Source organism: Pseudomonas sp. McL0111 (genome assembly GCF_052567255.1).
Genome location: NZ_CP199585.1, coordinates 2053680 through 2079739, shown reverse-complemented (window position 1 = coordinate 2079739; position 26060 = coordinate 2053680). Strand labels below are relative to the sequence as shown.

The window sequence follows — 26060 nt, the reverse complement described above, 5'->3', positions numbered from 1 at the left end:
TTCCTTCCCTTAAGCCGCATCGCGCTTGGCGTCGTTGCGGTAAGCCGCTACCGCCGCGATCAAGGCTTGAAGAATCTCCGCGCTTTCGCCGATCACCGACAGGTCGGCCCGTTTGATCATGTCGCAACCCGGATCGAGGTTGATTGCCACCACCTTGTCGCAGGCACCAATGCCTTGCAGATGCTGGATTGCCCCGGAAATCCCCACCGCCACGTAAACCCGTGCGGTGACCCAAGTGCCGGACGCGCCGACCTGACGGTCGCGAGCCATGAAGCCGTCGTCCACTGCGACCCGCGAAGCGCCTTCGGTAGCCCCCAATGCTGCGGCAGTTTCGTGGAACAGTGCCCAGTCCTTGACCCCGTTGCCGCCGGAGAAAATGAACTCGGCCTCGGCCATCGGAATCGCCGCCGGGTCGACGGCCACCGCACCGAGATCCTCGATCCGCGACAGGCTGCGTGCGACGCTTGTGGATAACTCCACCGGCAATGCTTCGTGACGGGTTTCGCTGACCGGTTCGGCACACTCGGCCGAGGCCAGAATCAGCCGCGCAACCGGTCGTGCCAGGTCTTGCAGACCCGCACCGGCACGGCCGATGCACTCTTGATCCTTGACTTGCCACACGCGAGTCGCCGGGCGTTCGCCCAGTGCAGCGGCAAAACGGCGACCCAGTTCGCCGCCACCACTGCGGCTGTCCGGCAGCAGCCAATGACGCGGATTGAACTGGTTATCCACAGCACGCAAACCCTGCACCCGCTGTTCCGGTGCATAACCGCTGAACTCTTCGCCATCAAGCACCAGCAGGCGATCGACGCCAGCATTGCCGAAGGTGCTTTCCTTGTGTTCACCAAACACCACCGCCAGTACCGCGCCGTCGTTGCCGGCCAGTTGATGAGCGAGGCCGAGCAGATCGCGGTCGTGACTGCTCAAGCGACCGCCGACCATGTCCGGCACTACGCAGATGTAGAACGCCGGTGCCGGTACTTGATGCAGCGGCAATTGCACTTCCACAGCGGCCGAACGTTTGACCGCCCCGCCCTGTTGCGCGCCGCTGCGGTCGATACGTTTGATGCCGTTGGGGCCGATGAATCCGATCCCGTGCAAATTCTTGCGGATGACGCCGTTCGGGCCCATCCAGCTGTGTTGCGCCGGTTGCATTGCCGCGTGCAGCGGATGCAGACGATTGCGGGCAATCCATTCGGCGCGCGGGTCGCGGCGGATAATGTCGCTCATCAGTGGGCCTCCGCAGGTTCACGTTTGGCCGGCGTGGCAGGCTTGCTCGGCGCGGCATCTTCGAGCAGCGCGTCGGCCACCAGTTCGGCGATGTCCTTGATCAGCGGACGCGGTTCAACCACGCCTTCGAGCATCGCCGTGCATTGTGGACAACCCACGGCCACCAGTTCAGCGCCGGTCTCGCGGATGTCGTCCATGCGCATATCGGGAATCCGTTGTTTGCCCGGAATGTCGGTGATCGGCGCCCCGCCACCGCCGCCGCAGCAGCGCGAACGGAAACCGGAACGTTGCATCTCTTTCACTTCGATACCGAGGGCGCGCAGCACTTCACGAGGCGCCTCGTATTCGCCGTTGTAACGGCCGAGGTAGCACGGATCGTGATAGGTCACGCTGTTGCCTTTGTGCTGACCGAGATTCAGCGCGCCGGCCTGGATGATTTCCGCCATGTAGGTGCTGTGGTGCTGCACCAGGTAGTTGCCGTCGAAGGCGCCGTACTCGTTTTTCAGCACATGAAAACTGTGCGGATCGCAGGTGACGATGCGGTTGAAACTGTATTTGGCCAGGGTCTGAATGTTGCGCTTGGCGAGCAACTGGAACGTCGCTTCATCGCCCAGACGCCGGGCCACGTCGCCGCTGTCGCGTTCTTCCAGACCGAGCACCGCGAAGTCGACTTTGGCGGCTTTCAGCACTTTGACGAACGCGCGCAAAGTGCGCTGGTTACGCATGTCGAACGCACCGTCACCCACCCAGAACAGCACGTCGGTGGATTTCTTTTCGCTGAGCAGGTCGAGATTCAAATCCGTCGCCCAGTTCATCCGCCCGCCCGGTGCAAAACCGCCCGGGTTGTCGGTGGCGATCAGGTTCTCCAGAACTTCGGCGCCCTTGTTCGGGGTCGCGCCTTTTTCCAGGGTCAGATGCCGGCGCATGTCGACGATGGCATCGACGTGCTCGATCATCATCGGGCATTCCTCGACGCAGGCGCGGCAGGTGGTGCACGACCACAGGGTTTCGGCATCGACCAGACCGTTGACGATCGGTTGATGCGGATTGCCGCTGTGTTCGCCGATGGGTTTGCCGGGGTAAGGGCTACCGGCGAATTTGGCATCAGTGCCGCCAGCGAGGCCAACGACCATGTCCTGAATCAGCTTTTTCGGGTTCAGCGGCTGACCGGCAGCGAACGCCGGGCACGCCGCTTCGCATTTGCCGCACTGCACGCAGGCGTCAAAACCGAGCAGTTGATTCCAGGTGAAATCCTTGGGTTTTTCCACGCCCAGCGGCGCGCTTGGGTCGTTGAGGTCCAGCGGTTTTAACCCGGTGGAACGGCCGCCATTGAAGCGCTCGGCGCGACGGTGCCAGGCCAGATGCAGGGCGCCAGCAAAGGCGTGCTTCATCGGCCCGCCCCAAGTCATGCCGAAAAACAATTCCGAAACGCCCCACAGCACACCGATCCCGAGAACCACCGCGACCAGCCAGCCGCCGAAGTTTTCCGGAAGAATGCCGGCCACCGGCAACGTCACCAGAAAGAACGATGCCGAGAACGCCATAAGGCTTTTCGGCAGACGCATCCACGGGCCTTTCGACAGCCGCGCTGGCGGGTTGCGCCGACGCAGGTAAACGAAGATCGCACCGACAAACATCACTGCCGACATCAACAGCAAGGCGTAACCGAGGATGCGGTTATGCAGGCCGAAACCGTGCACCAGAATCGCCAGCACAATCGACGCCACTGCCCCGCCCGCCGTGGCGACGTGGGTGTTGGCGATGTATTTGTCCCGCGCCACCACATGGTGCAGATCGACCATGTAACGCTTGGGCATGGCGAGCAGGCCGCCGATCAGATCGACCTTCGAGGCCCGGCCCCGACGCCACATGGCCACCCGCCGCAACGCGCCGAGGACACCAAGGCCCAGGGCTGCGAACAACAGGATTGGAAGAAGGGTGTTCAACATAGGTGAAGCTCCCAAAGACCTCGGGTCTTGCAGGTCGAGATGCCTTACTCGGTCCCTGTGGGAGCGGGCTTGCCCGCGAATGCATTCTGTCAGTCACCGTTGCATTGACTGACCCACCGCTTTCGCGGGCAAGCCCGCTCCCACAGGGTTATGTGCAAGCCGTCAGAAGTCTTTACACAGTCTGAGGGCGTCGTAGATCGCCGCGTGTGTATTGCGCTGAGCCACGCAGTCGCCGATGCGGAACAGCAAGTAACCGTCACCCGGCTCGCTCAGCGATGGCTGCGGCTTGATCGCGAACAATGCTTCGATGTCGATCTGGCCCTTGTTGCGCGAACCGTCCTTGAGCCCGTAATACAGCTCTTCGTCCGGACGCACGCCGTTTTCCACCACCACCTGATCGACCACCCGCTCCTCTTTGGCGCCGGTGTATTCGTTCTCCAGCACCGCGACAAGTTTGTCGCCTTCGCGATAGACCTTCTCCAGCATCATGTCGCCGGTCATGATTACTTCTTTCGGGTACATGCTGCGGTAGTAGGTCGGGAACGACGTACCGCCGATGGCCACGCCCGGTTTGATGTCGTCGGTGACGATCTCGACCTGGCTGCCCTTGTCGGCAAGGAAGTCGGCAACCGACATTCCGGTGAACTCGCAAATGGTGTCGTAGACCAGCACGTTCTTGCCCGGCGCGACTTTGCCGTCGAGCACGTCCCAGCTGCTGACCACCAGCCCTTCGGCGGCGCCCCAGTGTTCGTTCTGCTCCAGGAACGGATGCCCGCCGACGGCCAGCACCACCACGTCCGGACGCAAATCCATGATGGTCGGCGCATCCGCCGCTGTGCCCAGACGCAGGTCGACTTTCAGCCGCGCCAGCTCCAGCTGGAACCAGCGAGTGATGCCGGCAATCTGGTCACGCTGCGGGGCTTTCGATGCGGTAGTTATCTGCCCGCCGATAAATTCTTTCTTCTCGAACAGAGTCACGTCGTGGCCACGTTCGGCGGCCACGCGAGCCGCTTCCATCCCGGCAGGACCGGCACCGACCACCACCACTTTGCGTTTTACGCCGGTGGATTTTTCGATGATGTGCGGCACACCCATATATTCACGGGAGGTCGCGGCGTTCTGGATGCACAGCACATCCAGCCCCTGATATTGACGGTCGATGCAGTAGTTGGCGCCGACACATTGTTTGATCTGATCGATCTGGCCCATCTTGATCTTGGCGATCAGGTGCGGGTCAGCGATGTGCGCGCGGGTCATGCCGACCATGTCGACGTAACCGCCTTCCAGAATCCGTGTGGCCTGGTTCGGGTCCTTGATGTTCTGCGCGTGCAGCACCGGGGCCTTGACCACTTCCTTGATACCGGCCGCCAAGTGCAGAAACGGCTCCGGTGGATAACTCATGTTCGGGATAACGTTGGCCAGGGTGTTGTGGGTGTCGCAACCCGAGCCGACCACGCCGATGAAGTCGAGCATGCCGGTGTCGTCGTAATACTTGGCGATTTGTTTCATGTCCTCGTGGGACAAGCCGTCCGGGTGGAATTCGTCACCGCACAGACGGATGCCGACGCAGAAATCCGGGCCGACTTCCTTGCGCACAGCCTTGAGTACTTCGAGACCGAAACGCATGCGGTTCTCGAAGCTGCCGCCCCATTCGTCGGTACGTTTATTGACGCGCGGACTCCAGAACTGGTCGATCATGTGCTGGTGCACCGCTGACAGTTCGACGCCGTCCAGACCACCGGCCTTGGCCCGCGCCGCCGCCGTGGCGTAGTTGCCGATCACCCGCCAGATCTCTTCCGGCTCGATGGTTTTGCAGGTCGCACGGTGCACCGGTTCACGGATGCCCGATGGCGACAGCAGGGTCGGCCAGTGCTCGCCATCCCAGCGCGAACGACGACCCATGTGGGTAATCTGAATCATGATCTTGGCGCCATGCTTGTGCATGGCGTCGGCCAGATTCTGGAAGTGCGGAATGATCCGGTCGTCCGCCAGGTTGACCGATTTCCACCAGCCTTGCGGGCTGTCGATGGCCACGCTGGAAGAACCGCCGCAAATCGCCAGGCCGATGCCGCCCTTGGCTTTCTCTTCGTAATATTTGACGTAGCGGTCGGTGGTCATGCCGCCGTCGGTCGCGTAGACCTCGGCGTGCGCGGTACTGAGCACGCGATTGCGGATGGTCAGTTTGCCGATCTGGATCGGCTGGAACATTGCTTCGAAAGCCATGGCGGGTTCCTCGACTTACAACGGCTTGACGGTGAACAGGCCGTCGTCGTGGCCCTCTTCGGAGCCGCCGTAGACTTGCTCGGCCACGGTGCGGATCTTGCTGCCACGCGCTTCAAGAATCTGGTCCATGGCGCCGGCAAACCAACCGGTGAACATGTAGTCGACCTTGCGCCCGACCTTGCCGTAGACGTAGACGAACGCCGAGTGTTCGAGCTTGACGCTGGCGGTGCCTTTGTCGAGATCGATGTCCTGAATCTTGAACAGGCCCCAGCCGCGTTGCGACAGGCGCTTCATGTAGTGTTCGAACACCGCGACGCCTTCCAGGCCGTGGCATTCGGCTTCTTTCTCACACCAGTGCCAGGCGGATTTGTAGCCGGCCTTGTAGAGGATTTCGGCGTAGGCGTCAGCGCCCAGCACTTCCTCGATGCCCATGTGGTTGTTGACGAAGAAATGACGCGGCACATACAGCATCGGCAGGGCGTCGGAGGTCCAGACACCGGTTTCGCTGTCGACTTCGATTGGCAATTGCGGGGCGATCTTGGCCATGGAAACTTAACTCCAGAAAATTTGGTTTGTTGCCCCCGGCGCGGACGGCCGGGGGAAAGGATTCAGAAGTGCGGTGGCTTATTCGCCCCAGACGTCCTTGAGGACGTTGACCCAGTTTTCGCCCATGATCTTGCGCACGACACGTTCGGAGTGGCCGCGCTTGAGCAGGGTTTCGGTCAGGTTCGGGAATTCGCCGACGGTGCGGATGCCCAGCGGATTGATGATCTTGCCGAAACTGGTCAGACGACGGGCATAGCCCTTGTCGTGGGTCAGGTATTCGAAGAAGTCCTGGCCGTGCCCCTGAGTGAAGTCAGTGCCGATGCCGATCGCGTCTTCACCGACGAGGTTCATGGTGTATTCGATCGCTTCGGCGTAGTCGTCGATGGTCGAATCGATGCCTTTGGCGAGGAACGGCGCGAACATGGTCACGCCGACAAATCCGCCGTGGTCGGCGATGAATTTCAGCTCTTCATCGGACTTGTTGCGTGGGTGCTCCTTGAGCCCCGACGGCAGGCAGTGCGAATAGCAGACCGGTTTTTTCGATTCGAGGATGACTTCTTCGGACGTCTTGGAGCCGACGTGGGACAGGTCGCACATCACGCCAACGCGGTTCATCTCGGCAACGATTTCGCGACCGAAACCCGACAAACCGCCGTCACGCTCGTAGCAACCGGTGCCGACCAGGTTCTGGGTGTTGTAGCACATCTGCACGATGCCGACGCCGAGCTGCTTGAACACCTCGACATAGCCGATCTGGTCTTCAAACGCGTGAGCATTCTGGAAGCCGAAGAGGATGCCGGTCTTGCCCTGCTCCTTGGCCTTGCGGATATCGGCAGTGGTGCGCACCGGAATCACCAGGTCGCTGTTTTCGCGGATCAGCTTCTGGCTGGCGGCAATATTGTTCACGGTCGCCTGAAAGCCTTCCCACACCGACACGGTGCAGTTGGCCGCCGTCAGGCCGCCCTTGCGCATGTCTTCGAACAGCTCGCGGTTCCATTTGGCAATGATCAGACCGTCGATAACGATGCTGTCGGCGTGTAATTCGGCTGGGCTCATCAGGCGTCCCCTTATTGGCGATTCATGCGCCGAATCGTCTGCCGGCGCTTTGGGGCCAGCATATGCCTCGGTGCAGGGGCGACCGGGTGCAAAAACGACAGGGGAATTGCCGAAAGCGTCAATCCGCGACAAAGGGTCGACAAGCCACCCGACCGGCCACCTGTTCAAGCCCGCGATCATGAGCCAGAATTCGCCGCATCAATGGAACTTCACCGGTTTAGAGCGGCGACATCAATGAAATCGATCTTCCTGGCTTTGGCACTGATTGCGACCGGCGTACACGCCGCCGACGAGTCTGACGACAACAACCCCTGCGACGCCGTCGAAAACGACGTGCAGACCCTGGAATGCTCGACCTACAGCCGCACCACCGCCGAAGACCTGCTCAAGGACAACTACAAAAGCCTGTCCGAACGCATGCAAACCGCCTACGGCAAAAACCCGGCACAACTGACCGACATCACCACCAAACTGAAAACCGCCCAGCAGCAATGGCTGAAAACCCGGGATGCCGATTGCGCGGTGGAAGCCTTCCCGGCGACGGAAGGCAGCAAGGCGTTCAAGATTGCGCAGAACGATTGTGTGGCGCGGATGAGTGACGAGCGGTCGGAGTTTTTGGAGTCGATTGGGCAGGAATAGTCCTGAAAACTCGCTGAAATCTGGAGTCGTCTTAAGCTTTCACGCCCACAAGCCCTTCGTCCTACACAGTGTTCTGACCTCGCCTACAGATAGTGTTTGAAAGGCCCAAATAACGGGCCTTTCAAGCAACATGCTGACAATGATTGTTGATTGGCCACTTGATAAATATAAGTAAAGATTCGCAAATCTTATAAAAGACTTATATTCTTCCATGAACAGCATCCACTGGACTCGAAAGGCCGTTAAGCAACTCGTTAAATTGCATTCCGCTCATCAGGGTCAGGTTCGTGATGCCATCACTGCGCTGGCTGACATGCCTGATGTGGGCAACGTCAAAGCATTGGTGGGCCATGACTTCGCGTACCGACTGCGAGTCGGTAATTATCGGGTCATGTTCGACTGGGACGGCGCAATCAAAGTGGTCAGTATTCAAGAGGTCAAAAAACGCGATGAACGCACCTACTGACATCCAAATTATCAATGATGCCGAGGGCAAACCTGCTTTCGTGGTCATTCCCTACGCACAATACGTCGCGCAGAAGATACAACCCGATCTGATCCCCCATGAGGTGGTCAGCCTTATGGTTGACGGCGCGACCCCGATCCGCGCCTGGCGCGAACACCTCAACCTGACTCAGGAAGAGGTCGCCGGGCGCATGGGTATTTCCCAACCGGCGTTCGCCCAGCAGGAAGCCGTTGCCAAGCCACGCAAGGCGACACGCGAGAAAATTGCAGCGGCGTTTGGAATTACGGCCAATCAGCTTGAGCTTTAGAATTTCGAGAGACGATCACAGCCTGTGGAATAACTTCCGCAGGCTTCGATTCACTTGTCCAACAACGTTTTACTGACTTGCCAGTCAACCATCATCCCCGCCATCATCGCCCTCCACTTCTCCCGCATTGATAGCCCATGAATCCTCGCATCTACCTGCTCGCCCTCGCCGCGTTCGTGGCCGGTATCGATGAAAATCTGGTGGGCGGGATTTTGCCGCTACTGTCCCGAGAGCTTGGGGTCAGCCTGAGTGCTGCCGGACAACTGACGGCGGTGTTTTCCCTGACGTTTGCCTTGTGCGCCGCGCCGTTGCTGTCGTTTACCGCACGGGTCGAACGGCGGACGTTGCTGATCTATGCGTTGCTGACGTTTGCCGTGGGTAATCTCGGTTCGGGACTGGCAGTGGATTACTGGATGCTGCTGGTCTGCAGGATCATCAGCGCCGCCAGTTGTGCGCTGGTGGTGGTGTTGGCTTCGACCCTGTCCGCTTCGCTGGTGGATGCGCGATTGCGCGGACGGGCGATTGGCATCGTGTTCATGGGCATCAGCGGTTCGCTGGTGCTGGGAATTCCGCTGGGGATTGCCCTGAGCGAGGCGATCAGTTGGCGGGCGCCGTTTCTGCTGCTCGGGGCGCTGGCACTGGTGATTGCCGTTTTGCTGCGGGCGACTTTGCCGACGTTCGCCAGCCGCCCGCCGCTGTCGCTGCTCGATTACTGCCGACAATTGGTCATTCCGAAATTGCTGCTGGCACAACTGGTGTCGGTGTTACTGCTGACGGGACATTTCGTGCTGTTCGCCTATCTGGCGCCCTACGTACAGAAAACCATGGGCGTCGACGGTGTTTCGCTGAGTTATCTTTATTTGTATTTCGGTCTGGCGGCGATCAGCGGCGGCTTTTGCGGTGGCTGGCTATCGGATCGCCTGGGGTTCAGACGTGCGCTGGTATTGATTCCCGCACTGTTCACCGTGGTGATGGCGCTGCTGCCGTGGGCCACAACCTCGCTTTTCAGCTTTCTGGCGCTGTACGCGGTGTGGATGGCGTTGAGCTGGACCATCTCGCCAGTGGTGCAAAACTACCTGCTGCACAGCGCACCTGAGGCTGGCGAGGCGAATGTCGGCATCAACACATCGGCGATGCACCTTGGCGTGGCGTTGGGCGCTGCGCTCGGTGGCGTGGTGATTGCGCGGGGCAGCCTGGAAATCACGCCACTGGTCGGCGCGCTGCTGACAGCGTTCGCACTGGCGGCGGCGTGTTTGAGTCTACTGCTCAGCCGTCCCGGCAATTCTGCCATGACCAGCGGCGATCCACTTTGACCTAATACTTAGGGTGCGCGACCATCGCCACCCGCTCACACTCAATCAAGGCGCGACCATGAACATCTGCGGCATTGAAATCAAAGGCAGCGAAGCGATCATCGCCGTGGCCGCTCTCGACGGTTCGGCCCTGAGCCACATCGCCCTCTCCACCAAGAAAATCGCCCTCGACGATGACGATGAAGCGGCCAACGTCAAACGCTTCGCCGCGCAAGTGGCGTCATTTGTACGTGAGAATTCGATTGACCGGATTGCGATCAAGAAGCGCAGCAAGAAGGGTGAGTTTGCCGGTGGGCCGACCACGTTCAAGATTGAGGGTGTGTTTCAGTTGCTGGATGGTTGCGAGGTGACGCTGCTGTCGCCGCAGACGATCAATGCGCAGGCGAAGAAGCATAACTTTGAGCTGCCGGGGACGTTGAACAAGTATCAGCATGAGGCCTATAAAGCGGCCTGTTCGGCGCTGGTGAAGAAGTAACCCGATTCCTCAGATCATTGAGAACCTGTGGGAGCCGGGCTTGCCCGCGATGAGGCCGGCACATTCAACATTAATGCTGCCTTACACACCGCCATCGCGGGCAAGCCCGCTCCCACAGGGTTCTATGGTGTTCCCAAAACAGTCTCAAGTCAGGCTTGCGCGGTTCGCCGGTCTTCGCGGGGGCAGCGGGCGAATTTGGCGCGGTAGCTGCGGGTGAAGTACGACGGCGATTCAAAGCCGCAGGCGATGCTGACTTCGAGCACGCTCATGTCGGTCTGACGTAACAACTGCCGAGCCTTCTCCAGCCTCAGGCGCAGGTAGAAATTGCTTGGCGTGTCATTGAGGTGCAAGCGGAACAACCTCTCCAGTTGCCGCCGCGTGACCTTGATCGATTCCGCCAATTGCAGCGTGGTCAGCGGCGGTTCGCTGTGCTGCTCCATCTCGCCAATCACCTGCACCAGTTTCTTGTTACTGATGCCGTAGCGCGTGGCGACCTCCATGCGCTGGTGATCCTTGCGCGGCCGAATACGCCCGAGCACGAATTGCTCGCTGACCTGGATCGCCAGTTGCGGGCCGTGGGCCTGGGCGATCAGATCGAGCATCAAATCGATGGAAGCGGTGCCGCCCGCAGAAGTGATCCGTCGACGGTCGATCTCGAACAGCTCCTGGGTCACGCTGAGCTGTGGATAAGACTCCTTGAAGGCGTCAATGGCTTCCCAGTGCAGGGTCAGGCGATGACCATCGAGCAGGCCGGCCTCGGCGAGGACGAAGCTGCCGGTGTCGATGGCTCCGAGGGTCACGCCTTCGTTATCGAGGCGACGCAGCCAATGCTCAAGCGCCGGGGTGGCGAACTTCAGCGGTTCGAAACCGGCGACCACCAGCAGCGTCGCGCCTTTCTTCAGCGGTTCCAGCGCCGCGTCGGCGTTGACCGACATGCCGTTACTCGCCAGCACTGCCCCGCCATCGGCGCTCAGCACATGCCAACGGTACAACTCGCCACGAAAGCGGTTGGCCACGCGCAGCGGTTCGATGGCCGAAATAAAACCGATGGCGGAGAAACCCGGCATCAGCAAAAAGTAGAAATCCTGGGACATGTGCGCACTCGGTTGGCGGGTAGCGTGGATCGTTGATACGCCGTTTGTGATCGCCGTTCAAGAGTGCAGGTCGCTACAGTGCAAATGCCAGTCGCCGCAGTGCGCTTTCATCGGGGCGTTGCTGGGTAACTTTGCATCACCGGCGCGACAGACGCCGGAACTCACAATAACGACCTGCCGAGGAACCTGACATGAAACGACTGATCAGCAGCTGTGTTCTTGCACTCAGTGGTACCGCTTTGTTGAGCGCCAGCGTCATGGCGGCCGAACCCGCGTCGTGCCAGAACGTGCGCATGGGTGTAGTGAACTGGACTGACGTGATCGCCACCAGCGCCATGACTCAGGTACTGCTCGACGGCCTCGGCTACAACACCAAACAAACCAGCGCCTCCCAGCAGATCATCTTCGCCGGGATTCGCGATCAGCGGCTGGACCTGTTCCTCGGTTACTGGAACCCGCTGATGACCCAGACCATCACCCCGTTCGTCGATGCCAATCAGGTCAAGGTGCTGCAAGCGCCAAGCCTCAAGGACGCCCGCGCCACGCTCGCCGTGCCGACCTATCTGGCGGACAAAGGTCTGAAAACCTTCGCCGACATTGCCAAGTTCGAAAAAGAACTCGGCGGCAAGATTTACGGTATCGAGCCGGGCTCGGGCGCCAATACGCAGATCAAGGCAATGATCGCCAAGAACCAGTTCGGCCTCGGCAAGTTCCAGCTGGTCGAGTCCAGTGAAGCCGGGATGCTCGCCGCCGTCGATCGCGCCGTGCGCCGCAATGAAGCCGTGGTGTTCTTCGGCTGGGCGCCGCACCCGATGAACGTCAACGTCAAAATGACTTACCTCACCGGCAGCGACGACGCCCTCGGCCCGAACGAAGGCATGGCCACCGTGTGGACTGTCACCGCGCCGAAGTACGCCGATCAATGCCCGAACGTCGGTCGTCTGCTGAGCAACCTGACCTACACCGCCGAAGACGAGAGCCGGATGATGCAGCCGCTGCTCGATCACAAGGACGCCTTCGAGTCGGCCAAACAATGGCTCAAGGATCACCCGCAGGACAAGGCGCGCTGGCTTGAAGGCGTGACCACTTTCGACGGCAAACCGGCCGCCGAGAACCTGCAACTGACCAGTAAATAATCCTCGATTGAAGCCCCCCTCACTCTGACCCTCTCCCAGAGGGAGAGGGAACTGAACGACGCTTCGCCGCCCGAAACGGGCTGCGGACAGACCCATCACGCCTGAAGGAAACCGCACCATGAACCACGACGTCATCATCACCTGCGCACTTACCGGTGCTGGCGACACGACCGCCAGAAGCCCACATGTGCCGGTCACCCCGAAACAGATCGCCGCCGCTGCGGTGGAAGCCGCCAAGGCCGGCGCCACCGTAGTGCATTGCCACGTGCGTGATCCGCAGACCGGCAAGTTCAGCCGTGACGTGGCGCTGTACCGCGAAGTGATGGAGCGCATCCGCGAGGCTGACGTCGACATCATCGTCAACCTCACTGCGGGTATGGGCGGTGACCTCGAAATCGGTGCCGGCGAAAACCCGATGGAGTTCGGCCCGAACACCGATCTGGTTGGCCCGCTGACTCGTCTGGCGCACGTCGAAGAACTGCTGCCGGAAATCTGCACCCTCGATTGCGGCACGCTGAATTTCGGTGATGGCGACACGATTTATGTCTCTACTCCCGCGCAACTGCGCGCCGGGGCCAAGCGCATCACCCAGCTGGGCGTGAAGGCCGAGCTGGAGATTTTCGATACCGGTCACCTGTGGTTCGCCAAGCAGATGATCAAGGAAGGTTTGCTCCACGATCCGCTGTTCCAACTGTGCCTGGGCATTCCGTGGGGCGCTCCGGCTGACACCACCACCATGAAAGCCATGGTCGATAACTTGCCGGCGGATGCGGTCTGGGCTGGTTTCGGCATCGGTCGCATGCAGATGCCGATGGCCGCACAAGCAGTGTTGCTCGGCGGCAACGTGCGGGTAGGGCTAGAAGACAACCTGTGGCTGGATAAAGGCGTGTTGGCGACCAACGGCCAACTGGTCGAGCGCGCCACTGAAATCCTCAGCCGCCTCGGCGCCCGGGTGCTGACGCCGGCTGAAGGCCGCAAAAAAATGGGCCTGACCCAGCGCGGTTAAACCCTTCACACCACTTCCCCCTGTGGGAGCGAGCCTGCTCGCGAATACGGTACAGCTGCCGAAGAATGTTTATCGGATGTACTGGCCTCTTCGCGAGCAGGCTCGCTCCCACAATGGATCACCGAACTCTTTCAGGACGTCGCCATGAGCTTTATCACCGAAATCAAAACCTTCGCCGCGCTGGGCAGCGGTGTCATCGGCAGTGGCTGGGTTGCCCGTGCTCTCGCCCATGGCCTCGACGTGGTGGCCTGGGACCCGGCGCCCGGCGCTGAAGCGGCGCTGCGCAAACGCGTGGCCAACGCCTGGGGTGCGCTGGAGAAAAGCGGTCTGGCACCGGGTGCCTCGCAAGATCGCCTGCGCTTCGTTGCAACCATCGAAGAATGCGTGCGTGACGCCGACTTCATTCAGGAAAGCGCCCCCGAGCGTCTGGAACTGAAACTCGAACTGCACAGCAAAATCAGCGCCGCCGCCAAACCGAACGCCTTGATCGGCTCCAGCACTTCCGGCCTGTTGCCGAGTGAGTTTTACGAAAGCTCGACCCACCCGGAACGCTGCGTGGTCGGTCACCCGTTCAACCCGGTTTACCTGTTGCCGCTGGTGGAAGTGGTCGGCGGCAAGAACACCGCGCCGGAGGCCGTGCAAGCGGCAATGAAAGTCTACGAATCCCTCGGCATGCGTCCGCTGCATGTGCGCAAGGAAGTACCGGGATTCATCGCCGACCGCTTGCTCGAAGCACTGTGGCGCGAGGCTCTGCACCTGGTGAATGACGGCGTGGCAACCACCGGCGAAATCGACGATGCGATCCGCTTTGGCGCTGGTTTGCGTTGGTCGTTCATGGGCACTTTCCTGACTTACACCCTGGCTGGTGGCGATGCCGGCATGCGCCACTTCATGTCGCAATTCGGCCCGGCGTTGCAGTTGCCATGGACGTATCTGCCGGCACCCGAGCTGACCGACAAGTTGATTGATGACGTGGTGGATGGCACCAGCGATCAGCTCGGCCGCCACAGTATTTCGGCGCTGGAACGCTATCGTGATGACTGCCTGCTGGCGGTGCTGGAAGCGGTGAAGACCACCAAAGAGAAGCATGGGATGAGTTTCAGCGAGTGATCCTTGCAGATTGAGGTCAGCAGTACCGGCCTCTTCGCGGGCAAGCCCGCTCCCACATTGGAATGCGATCCCCTGTGGGAGCGGGCTTGCCCGCGAAAGCAACCGTCCAGTCACCATCAATGTTGGAACATAAATCATGCCCAGCCTCACCACCTACCAGACCCGCATCATCCCCGACTGGGTCGACTACAACGGCCATCTGCGCGACGCCTTCTACCTGCTGATTTTCAGCTACGCCACCGATGCCCTGATGGATCGCCTCGGCATGGACAGCAACAACCGCGAAGCCAGCGGCAATTCGTTGTTCACTCTCGAACTGCACCTCAACTATCTGCACGAAGTGAAGCTCGACACCGAAGTCGAAGTGCGCACGCAAATCATCGGTCACGACGCCAAGCGCGTGCATCTCTATCACAGCCTGCACAAGGTCGGTGATGACCAGGAACTGGCTGGCAATGAGCAGATGCTGCTCCACGTCGATCTCGCCGGCCCGCGTTCAGCACCGTTCAGCCCTGACACCCTGAACCGCCTGCAAACCATCGTCGTCGACCAGCAAGACCTGCCCGCCCCCGCTTACATCGGCCGGGTTATCGCCCTGCCACCTGCCCGGTAAATTCATCCATCGCAAGGAGCCGTCATGAACACCGCTGCCGCTGTTGCCGACTTCCGTACTTATCCGTTGATCAGCGCGCTAAGCGGCGTGCAGAGCCTGGCGGATCGCGTTTCGATTGAATGGGCCGATGGCCGTATCAGCCCGTTTCACCATGCATGGCTGCGCGATAACTGTCCGTGCCCGCAATGCGTCTACAACGTCACCCGTGAGCAGGTATTCGAGATTGTCGATGCCGCGCACGACCTCGCCCCTGCCGCTGCACATATCGCTACCGATGGCTGTTTGCACATCGATTGGCAGGACGGCCACCTCAGCCGTTTCGATCCGGGCTGGCTGCGCGCCCACGCCTATGACGATCAGTCCCGCGCCGAGCGTCTGGCCGCCAAACCCAAAGCTTATCTATGGCGCAGCGATTTGCAGCTGCCGGTGTTCGAATATGCAGCGTTGATGAACGACAACGCGGCGCTGCTGCAATGGCTGATCGCCGTGCGCGACATCGGCCTGACTCAGGTCCGTGGCGTGCCCACCGAGCCCGGCTCGCTGAAGTTGATCGCACAACGGATCTCCTTCATCCGCGAAAGCAATTTCGGTGTGCTGTTCAACGTGCAATCCAAGGCCGACGCCGACAGCAATGCCTACACCGCTTTCAACCTGCCACTGCACACGGATCTGCCGACCCGCGAGCTGCAACCGGGGCTGCAATTTCTGCATTGTCTGGTGAATGACGCCGAGGGTGGCGAGAGTATTTTCGTCGACGGCTTTGCGATTGCCGACGCCTTGCGCCAGGAAGATCCCGAGTCGTTTCAGGCCCTGTGTGAAATCCCCGTTGAGTTTCGCAACAAGGATCGCCACAGCGACTATCGCTGCCTGGCGCCGATCATTGCGCTGAACGTACTGGGGCAGGTTTCGGAGATTCGCATGGCGAACTTTCTGCGTGGCGCGTTCGATACGTCGGTGGAGCAAATGCCGTTGTTGTATCGGGCTTATCGGCGCTTTATTGCGATGACCCGCGAGCCGCGCTTCCGGCTGATGCAGCGGCTTAATCCCGGAGAGCTGTGGTGTTTCGATAATCGCCGGACTCTGCATGCGCGCAATGCGTTTGATCCGGCGACCGGCGCACGGCATTTTCAGGGCTGCTATATCGACCGGGATGAGCTGTTGTCGCGGATTCTGGTGTTGCAACGCTAGACCGCGTCATCGTTCATCGCCAGCAGGCTGGCTCCCACAGGGGAAATGCATTCCAAATGTGGGAGTGAGCCTGCTCGCGAAGAATCCACCTCGGCAGTCTGGTTCACGACCAAAAAAAGCCCCGATACAAGCCGTGACAGGATCGGGGCAGAGGGTACTGTTGAGGAGCCGCCAGGCGAGGGTGACCAAACCTTCGTGAAGTAGCTGGGGCCAGTGTGACCATTCCGCTGTTCGGCGACTTGGCCAAAAACGACATGCTCATAACCAATGTAGACACTGCGACAAAACGCCCTTGCCCTCCCCCCGTATGCCTACCAGAATCGAGCCACGACCTCCGTTGCCAAAGAAGGATTCGCCTCATGATGTACGCCGATTTGATTGATCAGGAAGACCTGTTGGGCCAGCTCAAGGCGTTGGGAATTCAAACGCCGAGCGGCACCACGGCAGAACAGGCATGTGAGTGTGCAGTGCGCGGTCTGGATGATGCCCGGGCATATGAGCTGCGCAAGATGGTCAAGGACATGTACACCAGCGGCGCCAGTATCCAGCCCGCCGTGCGGCAGGCCATCGACAGACAGTTGCTGCCGGCGCTGGCGGATTACCAACAGACCCGCAGCGCCTGATAGATCCATTCGCGAGCAAGCTCGCTCCCACGGTTGAAATGCATTCCAGTGTGGGAGCGAGCTTGCTCGCGAAGAACGATGACTCGGTCTACAGCCTTACGCTGGCAAACGTCGACTCATTACGCGCCTGGCTCAACGCCGACATCGGCCCCGACAGCGGCGACAGCACCAGCGCTTGCGGCAGCGGCATCATCGCCACTTGCTGGGTGGTGTTGGAGCCTACGCGCTCGTCACGCGGCGGAATGCCGAAGTATTCGCGGTAGCACTTGGAGAAGTGCGGCGTCGACACAAACCCGCAGACCGACGCCACTTCGATGATCGACATTGGCGTCTGCTTGAGCAGTTGCCGGGCGCGGATCAGGCGCAGCTTCAAGTAATAGCGCGACGGCGAGCAGTGCAGGTATTTCTGGAACAGCCGCTCCAGCTGACGACGCGACACGGCGACGTACACCGCCAGTTCGTCGAGGTCGATCGGCTCTTCCAGATTGGCCTCCATCAGCGCGACGATTTCCTGCAACTTCGGCTGGTTGGTGCCAAGCATGTGCTTGAGCGGCACGCGCTGGTGATCCTGTTCGTTGCGGATGCGTTCGTAGACGAACATCTCGGAAATCGCGGCGGACAGTTCACGTCCGTGATCGCGGCTGATCAGGTGCAGCATCATGTCCAGCGGCGCAGTACCACCGGAGCTGGTGAAACGGTTGCGGTCGAGGGTGAACAGGCGTGTGCTCATGGCCACACGCGGGAAAGCTTCCTGCATCGCGGCCAGACATTCCCAGTGCACGCTGCAATCGAAACCGTCGAGCAGACCGGCGCAAGCCAGTGCCCAACTGCCGGTGCACACGGCGCCAAGACGCTTCGACTGGCGCGCCTGACTTTGCAGCCATGACACGTGTTCACGGGTGACGGTGCGTTGAATGCCAATGCCGCCGCAGACAATCACGGTATCGAGTGGCGGGGCTTTGTGCATGGAGGCGTCGGGAGTGATTTGCAGACCGTCACTGGCCCAAACCTGGCCGCCATCGACGGTGAGGGTGCTCCAGCGATACAGCTCACGACCGGACAATTGGTTGGCCATGCGCAGGGGTTCTACTGCGGATGCCAGGGAAATCAGCGTGAAATTGTCCAGCAGCAGAAAGCCGATGGATTGAGGCGCACGGTTCTGGGGTTGGGCCCCGGAGTTGAACGACGTCATCGCGGTATCTCCTCACACAAAGCGGGTGATGGCCTCAGGCGGAGGCTCTTGTTATTGCCATCGTTCTCGCGTGGGAGACGGGCTTTGTTATGACAGAGCAATTGCCATGCCTAAAATTGAATGGCCGTTCAATAACTCCTGAAAACGACGTCGCGACGTGTCTATACGAGACGTCCGACAAAAGGTATTTCGAAGTGCCATCAGCGGCGGCGAAAGCTCTGCTCCGTTGCGTGTGAGCAAATCGGTAGCACTTGTGGGAACGGGCCTGCGCGCCGATGTTTCTGAGTGTCACCGCAAGCACGGGTGACGGACGGTAGGAGGCTTTGGGGGCGCCTCTCGGGTGGGAAAGGTTCTTGTCTGATTGCGACGCGCTAAAAGGTGGCGTGTTTGAATGACTGTGTTCACTTAACGCGCAGTTTTGACTGGTCTGGCCCTGATCGCCAGCAGGCTGGCTCCCACAGGGATTTGCGGTGTGATCAAAATATCAGCAACACCAGAGAACCTGTGGGAGCTAGCCTGCTAGCGATGGGAGCGATGGGAGCGATGGGAGCGATGCGGCATCAGCACTCCACCGCACTGACCGCCAAACCACCGCGCGATGTCTCTTTATATTTGTCATGCATATCGGCGCCGGTATCGCGCATGGTGCGGATCACCCGGTCCAGCGAAATAAAGTGCTGACCATCCCCGCGCAAGGCCATTTGCGCCGCATTGATTGCCTTCACTGCGGCAATCGCGTTGCGCTCGATGCACGGCACCTGCACCAGTCCGCCGACCGGATCGCAGGTCAGGCCGAGGTTATGTTCCAGGCCAATTTCCGCCGCGTTGCACAACTGTTCCGGAGACGCGCCGAGGATTTCCGCCAGCCCTGCCGCTGCCATCGCGCAGGCCGAGCCGACCTCACCCTGACAACCGACTTCGGCACCGGAGATCGACGCATTCTTTTTACAGAGGATGCCCACCGCCGCCGCACTGAGGAAGTAATCGACCACGTTGGCCTCGGTCACCACTTCGCTGAACTTCATGAAGTAGTGCAGCACCGCAGGAATGATCCCCGCCGCGCCGTTGGTTGGCGCCGTGACCATGCGCCCGCCGGCGGCGTTTTCCTCGTTCACCGCGAGGGCGAACAGGTTGACCCACTCCATCGCGCTCAGCGTCGAGCCGATCACGTTGGGCTTGTTCAACTCTTGAAGGCTACGGTGCAACTTGGCCGCACGCCGCCGCACGTTGAGACCGCCCGGCAGGATGCCTTCGTGCTTCAGACCTTGTTCCACACAATCCTGCATCGCTCGCCAGAGTTTCATCAGGCCGGCGCGGATTTCTTCTTCGCTGCGCCAGATCTTCTCGTTGGCCAGCATCAACTCGGCGACGCGCAGATTGTGCTTCTTGCACAGTTCCAGCAGCTCGACTGCGCTGGAAAAATCGTATGGCAGCTCAGTGCGATCCAGATCGACCACGCCGCTGGAAGCCTGCGCCTCATCCACGACAAAACCGCCGCCCACCGAATAGTAGGTGTCGCGATGCAGTTCACCGTGATCACCCTCGGCAATCAGGGTCATGGCGTTGGGATGGAACGGCAGGTTTTCGTCGATCAGGCGCATGTCCCGGGCCCAGACAAACGGCACCGACAAGCGACCATCCAATAAAAGGGTGTGAGTTTCGCGCAGGGCCTGGATGCGCGGGCCGATTTGCGACGGGTCGATTGCGTCCGGCCACTCGCCCATCAGGCCCATGATCACCGCGTTGTCGCTGCCGTGACCGATGCCGGTGGCTGATAGCGAACCGAACAGCTGCACCTCGATGCGGCGCACCTGCTCCAGTTGATGTTTGTTACGCAACGACTCGACAAACAATGCGGCGGCGCGCATCGGCCCGACGGTGTGGGAACTGGAGGGGCCGATGCCGATTTTGAACAGGTCGAAAACGCTGATAGCCATTGCTGCAGAGCTCCTGAGGAGGCGGGACCCGGGCACGAAGCGCCCGCTGGCGGAGCTGCTACGCTCAAGCTGCGATCCGCCGGAATGCCCGCATCATCAGGCTTTTGTCGGGTTGTCCGGCGTCTGACACCGACGCACTCATGTCCGCCAACGCCGCGCCGTTTTTATCCCGGTTTTCCGCCGTTTTTTTGCGGTCCAGATGGCCAGACGGGGCTAAAAAAAGCTGTAAACGACGTCACTGACACTAGATACGACCATCCCTGTACTGGATACGACGCACCCTGTAGGCGTCAGATTTTCACTGGTACATGATCGTATCGACTCGATTGCAAGGCGCCGCGGTAGAGCTGTCTCCAGAACGCCATCCAACCGCAACCTATAAGTGCGGTGGTCCAGTCGGAACACTGCCAAAAAAAACACCAAGGAGTCCATCCATGAAAGGTTCCCCGTCGTTGTTGTTGGCCGCCATGCTGAGTCTGCCGTTACTGGCGCAAGCAGCAGAACCCGCTCAATGCAGTACCGTGAATTTCTCCGATGTCGGCTGGACCGACATCACCGCAACCACCGCGACCACCAGCGTCGTGCTCAACGCCCTCGGTTACAAAACCAAGACCACCATGATTTCCGTGCCTGTGACCTACAAGTCGCTGGCCGACGGCAAGAACATGGACGTGTTCCTCGGTAACTGGATGCCGACCATGGAAAACGACATCAAGGCCTACCGCGATGCCGGCACCGTGGACACCGTGCGCACCAACCTCAAGGGCGCCAAGTACACCCTCGCCGTGCCGCAAGCCTTGTATGACAAAGGTCTGCATGACTTCGCCGACATCGCCAAATTCAAGAAGGAACTCGACGGCAAGATCTACGGCATCGAGCCTGGCAACGACGGCAACCGTCTGATCCAGAGCATGATCGACAAAGATGCCTTCGGCCTGAAAAGCGCCGGTTTCAAAGTGGTCGAGTCGTCCGAAGCGGGCATGCTGTCGCAGGTTGACCGCGCACAGAAACGCGACACCGCCGTGGTGTTCCTCGGCTGGGCGCCGCACCCGATGAACAAGCGCTTCAAGATTCAATACCTGACCGGTGGTGACGACTTCTTCGGCCCCGACTTCGGTGCCGCGACCGTTGCGACCAACACCCGCAAGGGCTACGCCACGGAATGCAGCAACGTCGGTCAGTTGCTGAAAAACCTGGAGTTCACCGTCGACATGGAAAGTGAACTGATGGGCAACATCCTCGACGACAAGATGAAGCCTGAAGCGGCCGCCAAGGCCTGGCTGAAAAAGAATCCACAGGTGCTCGATACCTGGCTCGCTGGCGTGACCACCACTGACGGTAAACCAGGCCTGGAGGCCGTGAAAGCCAAGTTGAATCAGTAATCGCTTATGCCGGGCAGGTTCGCCTGCCCGGGCTGTTTATTTCCTTGCATGCGGACGTTCACTACCATGCTGATTGATCAGAAAATACCTTTAGGCCAGTACATTGCGAGCTTCGTTGAATGGTTGACGCAACACGGCGCCAGCACCTTCGACGCAATCGCCGTGACCCTGGAAACGATGATCCACGGCGTGACGTTTGCGCTGACCTGGTTCAACCCTTTTGTCTTGATCGGCCTCATCGCCCTGCTCGCCCATTTCATTCAACGCAAATGGGGCCTGACCGTTTTCGTCATCGCCTCCTTTCTGCTTATCCTCAATCTGGGGTACTGGCAGGAAACCATGGAAACCCTCGCCCAGGTGCTGTTCGCGACCCTGGTCTGCGTGGTTATCGGCGTGCCGTTGGGCATCGTCGCCGCGCATAAACCGATGTTCTACACAATAATGCGTCCGGTACTCGATCTGATGCAGACCGTACCGACCTTCGTTTACCTCATTCCTACCCTGACCCTCTTCGGGCTGGGTGTGGTGCCGGGCCTGATCTCCACGGTGGTATTCGCCATCGCTGCGCCGATCCGCCTGACCTACCTGGGCATCCGCGATGTCCCGCAAGAACTGATGGACGCCGGCAAGGCCTTCGGCTGCTCGCGTCGCCAACTGCTCTCACGGATTGAACTGCCACACGCCATGCCGAGCATCGCTGCCGGCATCACTCAGTGCATCATGCTGTCGTTGTCGATGGTGGTGATCGCGGCACTGGTAGGCGCCGACGGACTCGGCAAACCGGTGGTCAACGCACTGAACACTGCTGATATCGCCCTGGGCTTCGAAGCGGGCCTGGCGATTGTATTGCTGGCGATCATGCTCGACCGTATCTGCAAACAACCCGACGCCAAAGCAGGGGGTGACGCATGAGCATAATTCGCTTCGAAGACGTCGACGTAATCTTCTCCAAGGACCCGCGCGAGGCGCTCAAGCTGCTTGATCAGGGCATGACCCGCAACGAGATCCTGAAAAAGACCGGGCAGATTGTCGGTGTGGAAAAGGCCAGCCTGGACATCAACAAAGGCGAGATTTGCGTGCTGATGGGGCTTTCCGGCTCCGGCAAATCGAGCCTGCTGCGTTGCATCAACGGCCTCAACACCGTCAGTCGCGGCAAACTGTTCGTCGAGCACGAAGGCAGGCAGATCGACATCGCCTCGTGCACCCCGGCCGAGCTGAAAATGATGCGCACCCAACGCATCGCCATGGTGTTCCAGAAATTCGCCCTGATGCCTTGGCTGACGGTACGCGAGAACATCAGTTTCGGTCTGGAAATGCAGGGACGTCCGGAGAAAGAACGCAAAAAACTGGTCGATGAAAAACTCGAACTGGTGGGTCTGACCCAATGGCGTAACAAGAAGCCTGACGAACTCTCGGGCGGCATGCAACAGCGTGTCGGTCTGGCCCGGGCACTGGCGATGGACGCCGATATTCTGCTGATGGACGAACCGTTCTCGGCACTCGATCCGCTGATCCGCCAGGGTTTGCAGGACGAGCTGCTGGAACTGCAACGCAAGCTGAACAAAACCATCGTGTTCGTCAGCCACGACCTCGACGAGGCGCTGAAACTCGGCAGCCGCATCGCGATCATGAAAGACGGGCGGATCATCCAGTACAGCGTGCCGGAAGAGATCGTGCTGAACCCGGCAGACGAATATGTGCGCACGTTTGTGGCGCATACCAATCCGCTCAACGTGCTTTGCGGACGCAGCCTGATGCGCACGCTGGACAAGTGCAAACGCATCAACGGTTCGGTATGCCTCGACCCGGGCGGCGACTCGTGGCTGGATCTGGCCGAAGGCAATACGATCAAGGGTGCGCGGCAGAACGGTTCGGTGCTGGACTTGCAGAACTGGGCACCGGGGCAAGCGGTCGAAGGGCTGGAACGCCGACCAACGCTGGTGGACTCCAATATCGGCATGCGTGACGCTTTGCAGATTCGTTATCAGACCGGCAACAAACTGGTGCTGCACGATAACAATCATGTGGTGGGGATCCTTGGCGACAGCGAGTTGTATCACGCGCTGCTGGGCAAGAACCTGGGGTAAGACCCCGGACACAAAAACGCCGCGAGAGGATCGCGGCGTTTTTGTTTATCGGGATATCTGGCAATACAGTGTTGAAGTTGATGACCCCATCGCCAGCAGGCTGGCTCCCACAGGAGAATGCATTCCAATGTGGGGGCCAGCCTGCTGGCGATAGAGTTGGCGCGGTGCTTCAGACAGAAACACCGCAGCACTTACAACTTAGCTATACACCCGGCCAAGGAGCTGCCGATGGCTTTCAAACTGATCGAGCACATCCCGCGTGATCTGATCCTGCGTGAAGCCCATCAGGTCGTAATCCTGGCTGCCGTTGTGCAGATACACCTCGGCGCGATAGAAACGCTGACGCGCCTCTTCAGACTCCACCGATTCGGACGGTGTCGCGAGGTAGCCTTCAAGGCTCACTTCGTAGACGAAAGGGTTGCCCTCTTCCATCTCGATGCGCACACCCATGCAACGCTTGGACTTGCCCAGCAGCGTCTGTACTTGCAGATCCTGCGCACGCATTTGCGCGGCAGCATCTTCCAGCGCCGGGCTGACTTGCTTGTCCATGAAACGCTGCACTACCGATTGGCTCGGTTGCAGATCCAGTTGAGTCAGACGCTCGCTGAAACCACGACGACCGCGCTCAGCCAGTTGCGCTTGCTCCTGTTCGATCTGCACGTCCTGGCGCATCTGCTTGTGCAGGCCGAACATGAAGAACACCAGCACCACCGAGAACGGCAGACCGGCCAGCACCACCATGGTTTGCATGGCTTCGAAGTTACCGGCGAACAGCAGACCGATGGTCACCAGCGTGATCACCACCGACCAGAAGATCCGCAGCCAGTGCGGCGCGTCTTCGTCGACGTTGCCGCCCTTGCACGAAAGGTTGGCCATCATCACCGCGCCGGAGTCGGCCGGGGTCAGGAACAGCACGAAACCAACGAAGATCGATACACCGATCACGACTTTGGATGCAGGGTAATGCTCGAGCAGTTGGTAGATCGCCATCGACGGCTGCTCGAGCGCCGTCTTGCCGAGTTCCACCGCTCCATGGTTCATCACCAGGTCCAGTGCCGAGTTACCGAAGATCGACAGCCACGCCAAGGTGAAGCCCAGCGGAATCAGGAGCACGCCGGCCACCAGCTCACGCACGGTACGACCACGGGAAATACGCGCGATGAACATGCCTACGAACGGGGCCCAGGAAATCCACCATGCCCAGTAGAACAGCGTCCACAGACCCAGCCAGCGGTCGGACTTTTCACTGTCGCCTTCATAGACGTACAGGTCGAAGGTCTTCAGCACCACGCCGTTGAGGTAGTCGCCGACGTTCTGCACGAAGCCGTTGAGCAGGTGCAGGGTCGGGCCGAACAGCAGCACGAAAATCAGCAGACCGCTGAACAGCACGATGTTCAGGTTGGACAGACGACGGATGCCGTTTTCCACGCCGGACACGGCAGCGATGGTCGCCACGGTGCTCATCACGATGATCACGATCAGCAGGTTGGTGTTGCTGTGTTCCATGCCGAACAGGTTTTCAAGGCCCGACGACACTTGCAGCGAACCAATCCCCAGGTTCGTCACCAGACCCAGCAGGGTCACGAACATGCCGAAGCCGTCCACCGCATGACCGGCCGCGCCTTTGACCCAACGCTCACCGACCAGCGGATACAGCGCCGAACGCAGTGCCAGCGGCTGGTTATGACGGTACGCGAAGTACGCCACGGCCAGACCGACCAATGCGTAGATCGCCCAGCCGTGCAGGCCCCAGTGCAGGAAAGTCAGTTGCACAGCCTGACGTGCCGCCATGTTGGTGGCCGACGCGCCTTCCGGCGGATTGAAGTAGTGATCCAGCGGCTCGGATGCACCGAAGTACAACAAGGAGATGCCGATACCCGACGAGAACAGCATGCCCGCCCAGGCGCCGTAGCTGAAATCAGGGGTGTCGTCCTTGCTGCCCAGTTTGAGCTTGCCGTAAGACGAAAACGCCAGACCGATGACGAATACCAGATAGGCGGCTATCACCACCATGTAGTACCAGCCGAAGCTGCGCGACAACCAGGCCTGGGCCACACCCAACATTCTGCCGGCCTCTTGCGGGGCGATAATCAGAATGGCGGTCAACAACAGAATCAACGCGGTAGAGGTGTAGAACACCCAACCGTTGACCGTCACCTTCTCGGGCGGGGTCTTTATAAGAGAGGCAGAACTCATGGCACAAATGCTCCAGGCAGTGCGAGAGAAGAACACAAGGCAACGCGGAACCCGACCAATCGGTTAGTTGGCAGCCGACCGGTGGGTGATATAAAGACACCCCGAAAAAAGCTCGAACCTGCAGAAATGGCGTCACGAATCGCTTTCGTGGCCGAAGCCCGGACGTTCATCCGAAACTTGAGCCTGAGCGTCTTGCCCTTTCAACACGTCCATCGAACCGCGAACCGCGCCATGCCCCGCGCAGGTTTCGAGCATTTTCGGATGTCGGTTTATCGCCATTTACATGTAGGAA

24 protein-coding genes are annotated in these 26060 nt (G+C 60.0%); 14 read left to right on the top strand and 10 right to left on the bottom strand.

Annotated elements, in window-relative coordinates; all coding sequences use genetic code 11:
- Positions 1 to 9: 9 nt before the first annotated feature.
- The 5 genes from etfA to ACTWLJ_RS09400 form a co-directional block, all read right to left on the bottom strand.
- Positions 10 to 1230, bottom strand: a complete 1221-nt coding sequence (etfA, locus tag ACTWLJ_RS09420) for an electron transfer flavoprotein subunit alpha (protein ID WP_445180648.1) — start codon at positions 1228 to 1230, stop codon at positions 10 to 12.
- Positions 1230 to 3179, bottom strand: a complete 1950-nt coding sequence (gene dgcB, locus ACTWLJ_RS09415; protein ID WP_445180647.1) for a dimethylglycine demethylation protein DgcB — start codon at positions 3177 to 3179, stop codon at positions 1230 to 1232. The genes etfA and dgcB overlap by 1 nt, the downstream gene beginning before the upstream one ends.
- A gap of 162 nt (positions 3180 to 3341) precedes the next feature.
- On the bottom strand, positions 3342 to 5402 hold the full coding sequence (gene dgcA / locus ACTWLJ_RS09410; protein WP_445180646.1) for a dimethylglycine demethylation protein DgcA: 2061 nt from the start codon (positions 5400 to 5402) through the stop codon (positions 3342 to 3344).
- A gap of 15 nt (positions 5403 to 5417) precedes the next feature.
- Entirely contained in the window at positions 5418 to 5948 is a 531-nt protein-coding gene (locus tag ACTWLJ_RS09405) for a DUF5943 domain-containing protein (RefSeq protein ID WP_005792152.1), read from the bottom strand.
- Between the two features lie 78 nt (positions 5949 to 6026).
- Entirely contained in the window at positions 6027 to 7004 is a 978-nt protein-coding gene (locus tag ACTWLJ_RS09400; protein WP_108216971.1) for a dipeptidase, read from the bottom strand.
- Positions 7005 to 7238: 234 nt separating this feature from the next.
- On the opposite strand from ACTWLJ_RS09400, the gene ACTWLJ_RS09395 reads away from it, so the two are divergent.
- From ACTWLJ_RS09395 to ACTWLJ_RS09375, 5 genes are all read left to right on the top strand, one after another.
- Positions 7239 to 7643, top strand: coding sequence for a lysozyme inhibitor LprI family protein (locus ACTWLJ_RS09395; RefSeq protein WP_401216272.1), 405 nt, complete (start codon positions 7239 to 7241; stop codon positions 7641 to 7643).
- A gap of 211 nt (positions 7644 to 7854) precedes the next feature.
- Positions 7855 to 8109 (top strand): type II toxin-antitoxin system RelE family toxin, encoded by a 255-nt coding sequence (locus ACTWLJ_RS09390; protein WP_401216273.1) that lies wholly within the window; start codon positions 7855 to 7857, stop codon positions 8107 to 8109.
- Positions 8093 to 8416, top strand: coding sequence for a helix-turn-helix domain-containing protein (locus ACTWLJ_RS09385; protein WP_445180645.1), 324 nt, complete (start codon positions 8093 to 8095; stop codon positions 8414 to 8416). The genes ACTWLJ_RS09390 and ACTWLJ_RS09385 overlap by 17 nt, the downstream gene beginning before the upstream one ends.
- Before the next feature lie 137 nt (positions 8417 to 8553).
- Entirely contained in the window at positions 8554 to 9729 is a 1176-nt protein-coding gene (locus tag ACTWLJ_RS09380) for an MFS transporter (protein WP_445180644.1), read from the top strand.
- A 58-nt stretch (positions 9730 to 9787) separates the two neighbouring features.
- Positions 9788 to 10204, top strand: a complete 417-nt coding sequence (locus ACTWLJ_RS09375) for a DUF3010 family protein (protein ID WP_445180643.1) — start codon at positions 9788 to 9790, stop codon at positions 10202 to 10204.
- Positions 10205 to 10353: 149 nt separating this feature from the next.
- On the opposite strand, the gene ACTWLJ_RS09370 is transcribed toward ACTWLJ_RS09375, so the two are convergent.
- Positions 10354 to 11298 carry a GlxA family transcriptional regulator gene (locus ACTWLJ_RS09370; RefSeq protein ID WP_252142512.1) on the bottom strand — a complete coding sequence of 315 codons (945 nt, stop codon included), beginning with the start codon at positions 11296 to 11298 and terminating at the stop codon, positions 10354 to 10356.
- A gap of 191 nt (positions 11299 to 11489) precedes the next feature.
- Between ACTWLJ_RS09370 and choX the strand changes: the two genes are divergently transcribed.
- The 6 genes from choX to ACTWLJ_RS09340 all read left to right on the top strand — a co-directional run bounded on the left by choX (position 11490) and on the right by ACTWLJ_RS09340 (position 16974).
- The gene (gene choX / locus ACTWLJ_RS09365) at positions 11490 to 12434 is read left to right on the top strand and encodes a choline ABC transporter substrate-binding protein (protein WP_445180642.1); all 945 of its coding nucleotides are present in this window, start codon (positions 11490 to 11492) and stop codon (positions 12432 to 12434) included.
- 118 nt (positions 12435 to 12552) lie between these two features.
- Complete coding sequence (locus ACTWLJ_RS09360) at positions 12553 to 13440, top strand: 3-keto-5-aminohexanoate cleavage protein (RefSeq protein ID WP_445180641.1); 888 nt, start codon at positions 12553 to 12555, stop codon at positions 13438 to 13440.
- Between the two features lie 144 nt (positions 13441 to 13584).
- Positions 13585 to 14550, top strand: a complete 966-nt coding sequence (locus tag ACTWLJ_RS09355) for an L-carnitine dehydrogenase (RefSeq protein WP_445180640.1) — start codon at positions 13585 to 13587, stop codon at positions 14548 to 14550.
- Positions 14551 to 14686: 136 nt separating this feature from the next.
- On the top strand, positions 14687 to 15163 hold the full coding sequence (locus tag ACTWLJ_RS09350) for a thioesterase family protein (protein ID WP_445180639.1): 477 nt from the start codon (positions 14687 to 14689) through the stop codon (positions 15161 to 15163).
- A gap of 24 nt (positions 15164 to 15187) precedes the next feature.
- Positions 15188 to 16351 (top strand): gamma-butyrobetaine dioxygenase, encoded by a 1164-nt coding sequence (locus ACTWLJ_RS09345; protein WP_445180638.1) that lies wholly within the window; start codon positions 15188 to 15190, stop codon positions 16349 to 16351.
- Positions 16352 to 16710: 359 nt separating this feature from the next.
- Positions 16711 to 16974, top strand: a complete 264-nt coding sequence (locus ACTWLJ_RS09340) for a hypothetical protein (RefSeq protein ID WP_401216281.1) — start codon at positions 16711 to 16713, stop codon at positions 16972 to 16974.
- 88 nt (positions 16975 to 17062) lie between these two features.
- On the opposite strand, the gene ACTWLJ_RS09335 is transcribed toward ACTWLJ_RS09340, so the two are convergent.
- Entirely contained in the window at positions 17063 to 18166 is a 1104-nt protein-coding gene (locus ACTWLJ_RS09335) for a GlxA family transcriptional regulator (protein ID WP_401216282.1), read from the bottom strand.
- 560 nt (positions 18167 to 18726) lie between these two features.
- Positions 18727 to 20103, bottom strand: a complete 1377-nt coding sequence (locus ACTWLJ_RS09330; protein WP_445180637.1) for an L-serine ammonia-lyase — start codon at positions 20101 to 20103, stop codon at positions 18727 to 18729.
- Between the two features lie 434 nt (positions 20104 to 20537).
- Here ACTWLJ_RS09330 and ACTWLJ_RS09325 point away from each other — a divergent pair, with 434 nt between their 5' ends.
- The 3 genes from ACTWLJ_RS09325 (at position 20538) to choV (ending at position 23572) form a co-directional block, all read left to right on the top strand.
- On the top strand, positions 20538 to 21485 hold the full coding sequence (locus tag ACTWLJ_RS09325; protein ID WP_445180636.1) for a choline ABC transporter substrate-binding protein: 948 nt from the start codon (positions 20538 to 20540) through the stop codon (positions 21483 to 21485).
- A 66-nt stretch (positions 21486 to 21551) separates the two neighbouring features.
- The gene (gene choW / locus ACTWLJ_RS09320; protein ID WP_445180635.1) at positions 21552 to 22397 is read left to right on the top strand and encodes a choline ABC transporter permease subunit; all 846 of its coding nucleotides are present in this window, start codon (positions 21552 to 21554) and stop codon (positions 22395 to 22397) included.
- Positions 22394 to 23572 (top strand): choline ABC transporter ATP-binding protein, encoded by a 1179-nt coding sequence (gene choV / locus ACTWLJ_RS09315; RefSeq protein ID WP_401216286.1) that lies wholly within the window; start codon positions 22394 to 22396, stop codon positions 23570 to 23572. Before choW ends, choV begins: the two co-directional genes overlap by 4 nt.
- Positions 23573 to 23770: 198 nt before the next feature.
- On the opposite strand, the gene betT is transcribed toward choV, so the two are convergent.
- Together betT and ACTWLJ_RS09305 are read right to left on the bottom strand one after the other, a co-directional pair.
- Entirely contained in the window at positions 23771 to 25768 is a 1998-nt protein-coding gene (gene betT, locus ACTWLJ_RS09310; protein WP_401216287.1) for a choline BCCT transporter BetT, read from the bottom strand.
- A 132-nt stretch (positions 25769 to 25900) separates the two neighbouring features.
- On the bottom strand, positions 25901 to 26023 hold the full coding sequence (locus tag ACTWLJ_RS09305; RefSeq protein WP_401216288.1) for a hypothetical protein: 123 nt from the start codon (positions 26021 to 26023) through the stop codon (positions 25901 to 25903).
- Positions 26024 to 26060 lie beyond the last annotated feature (37 nt).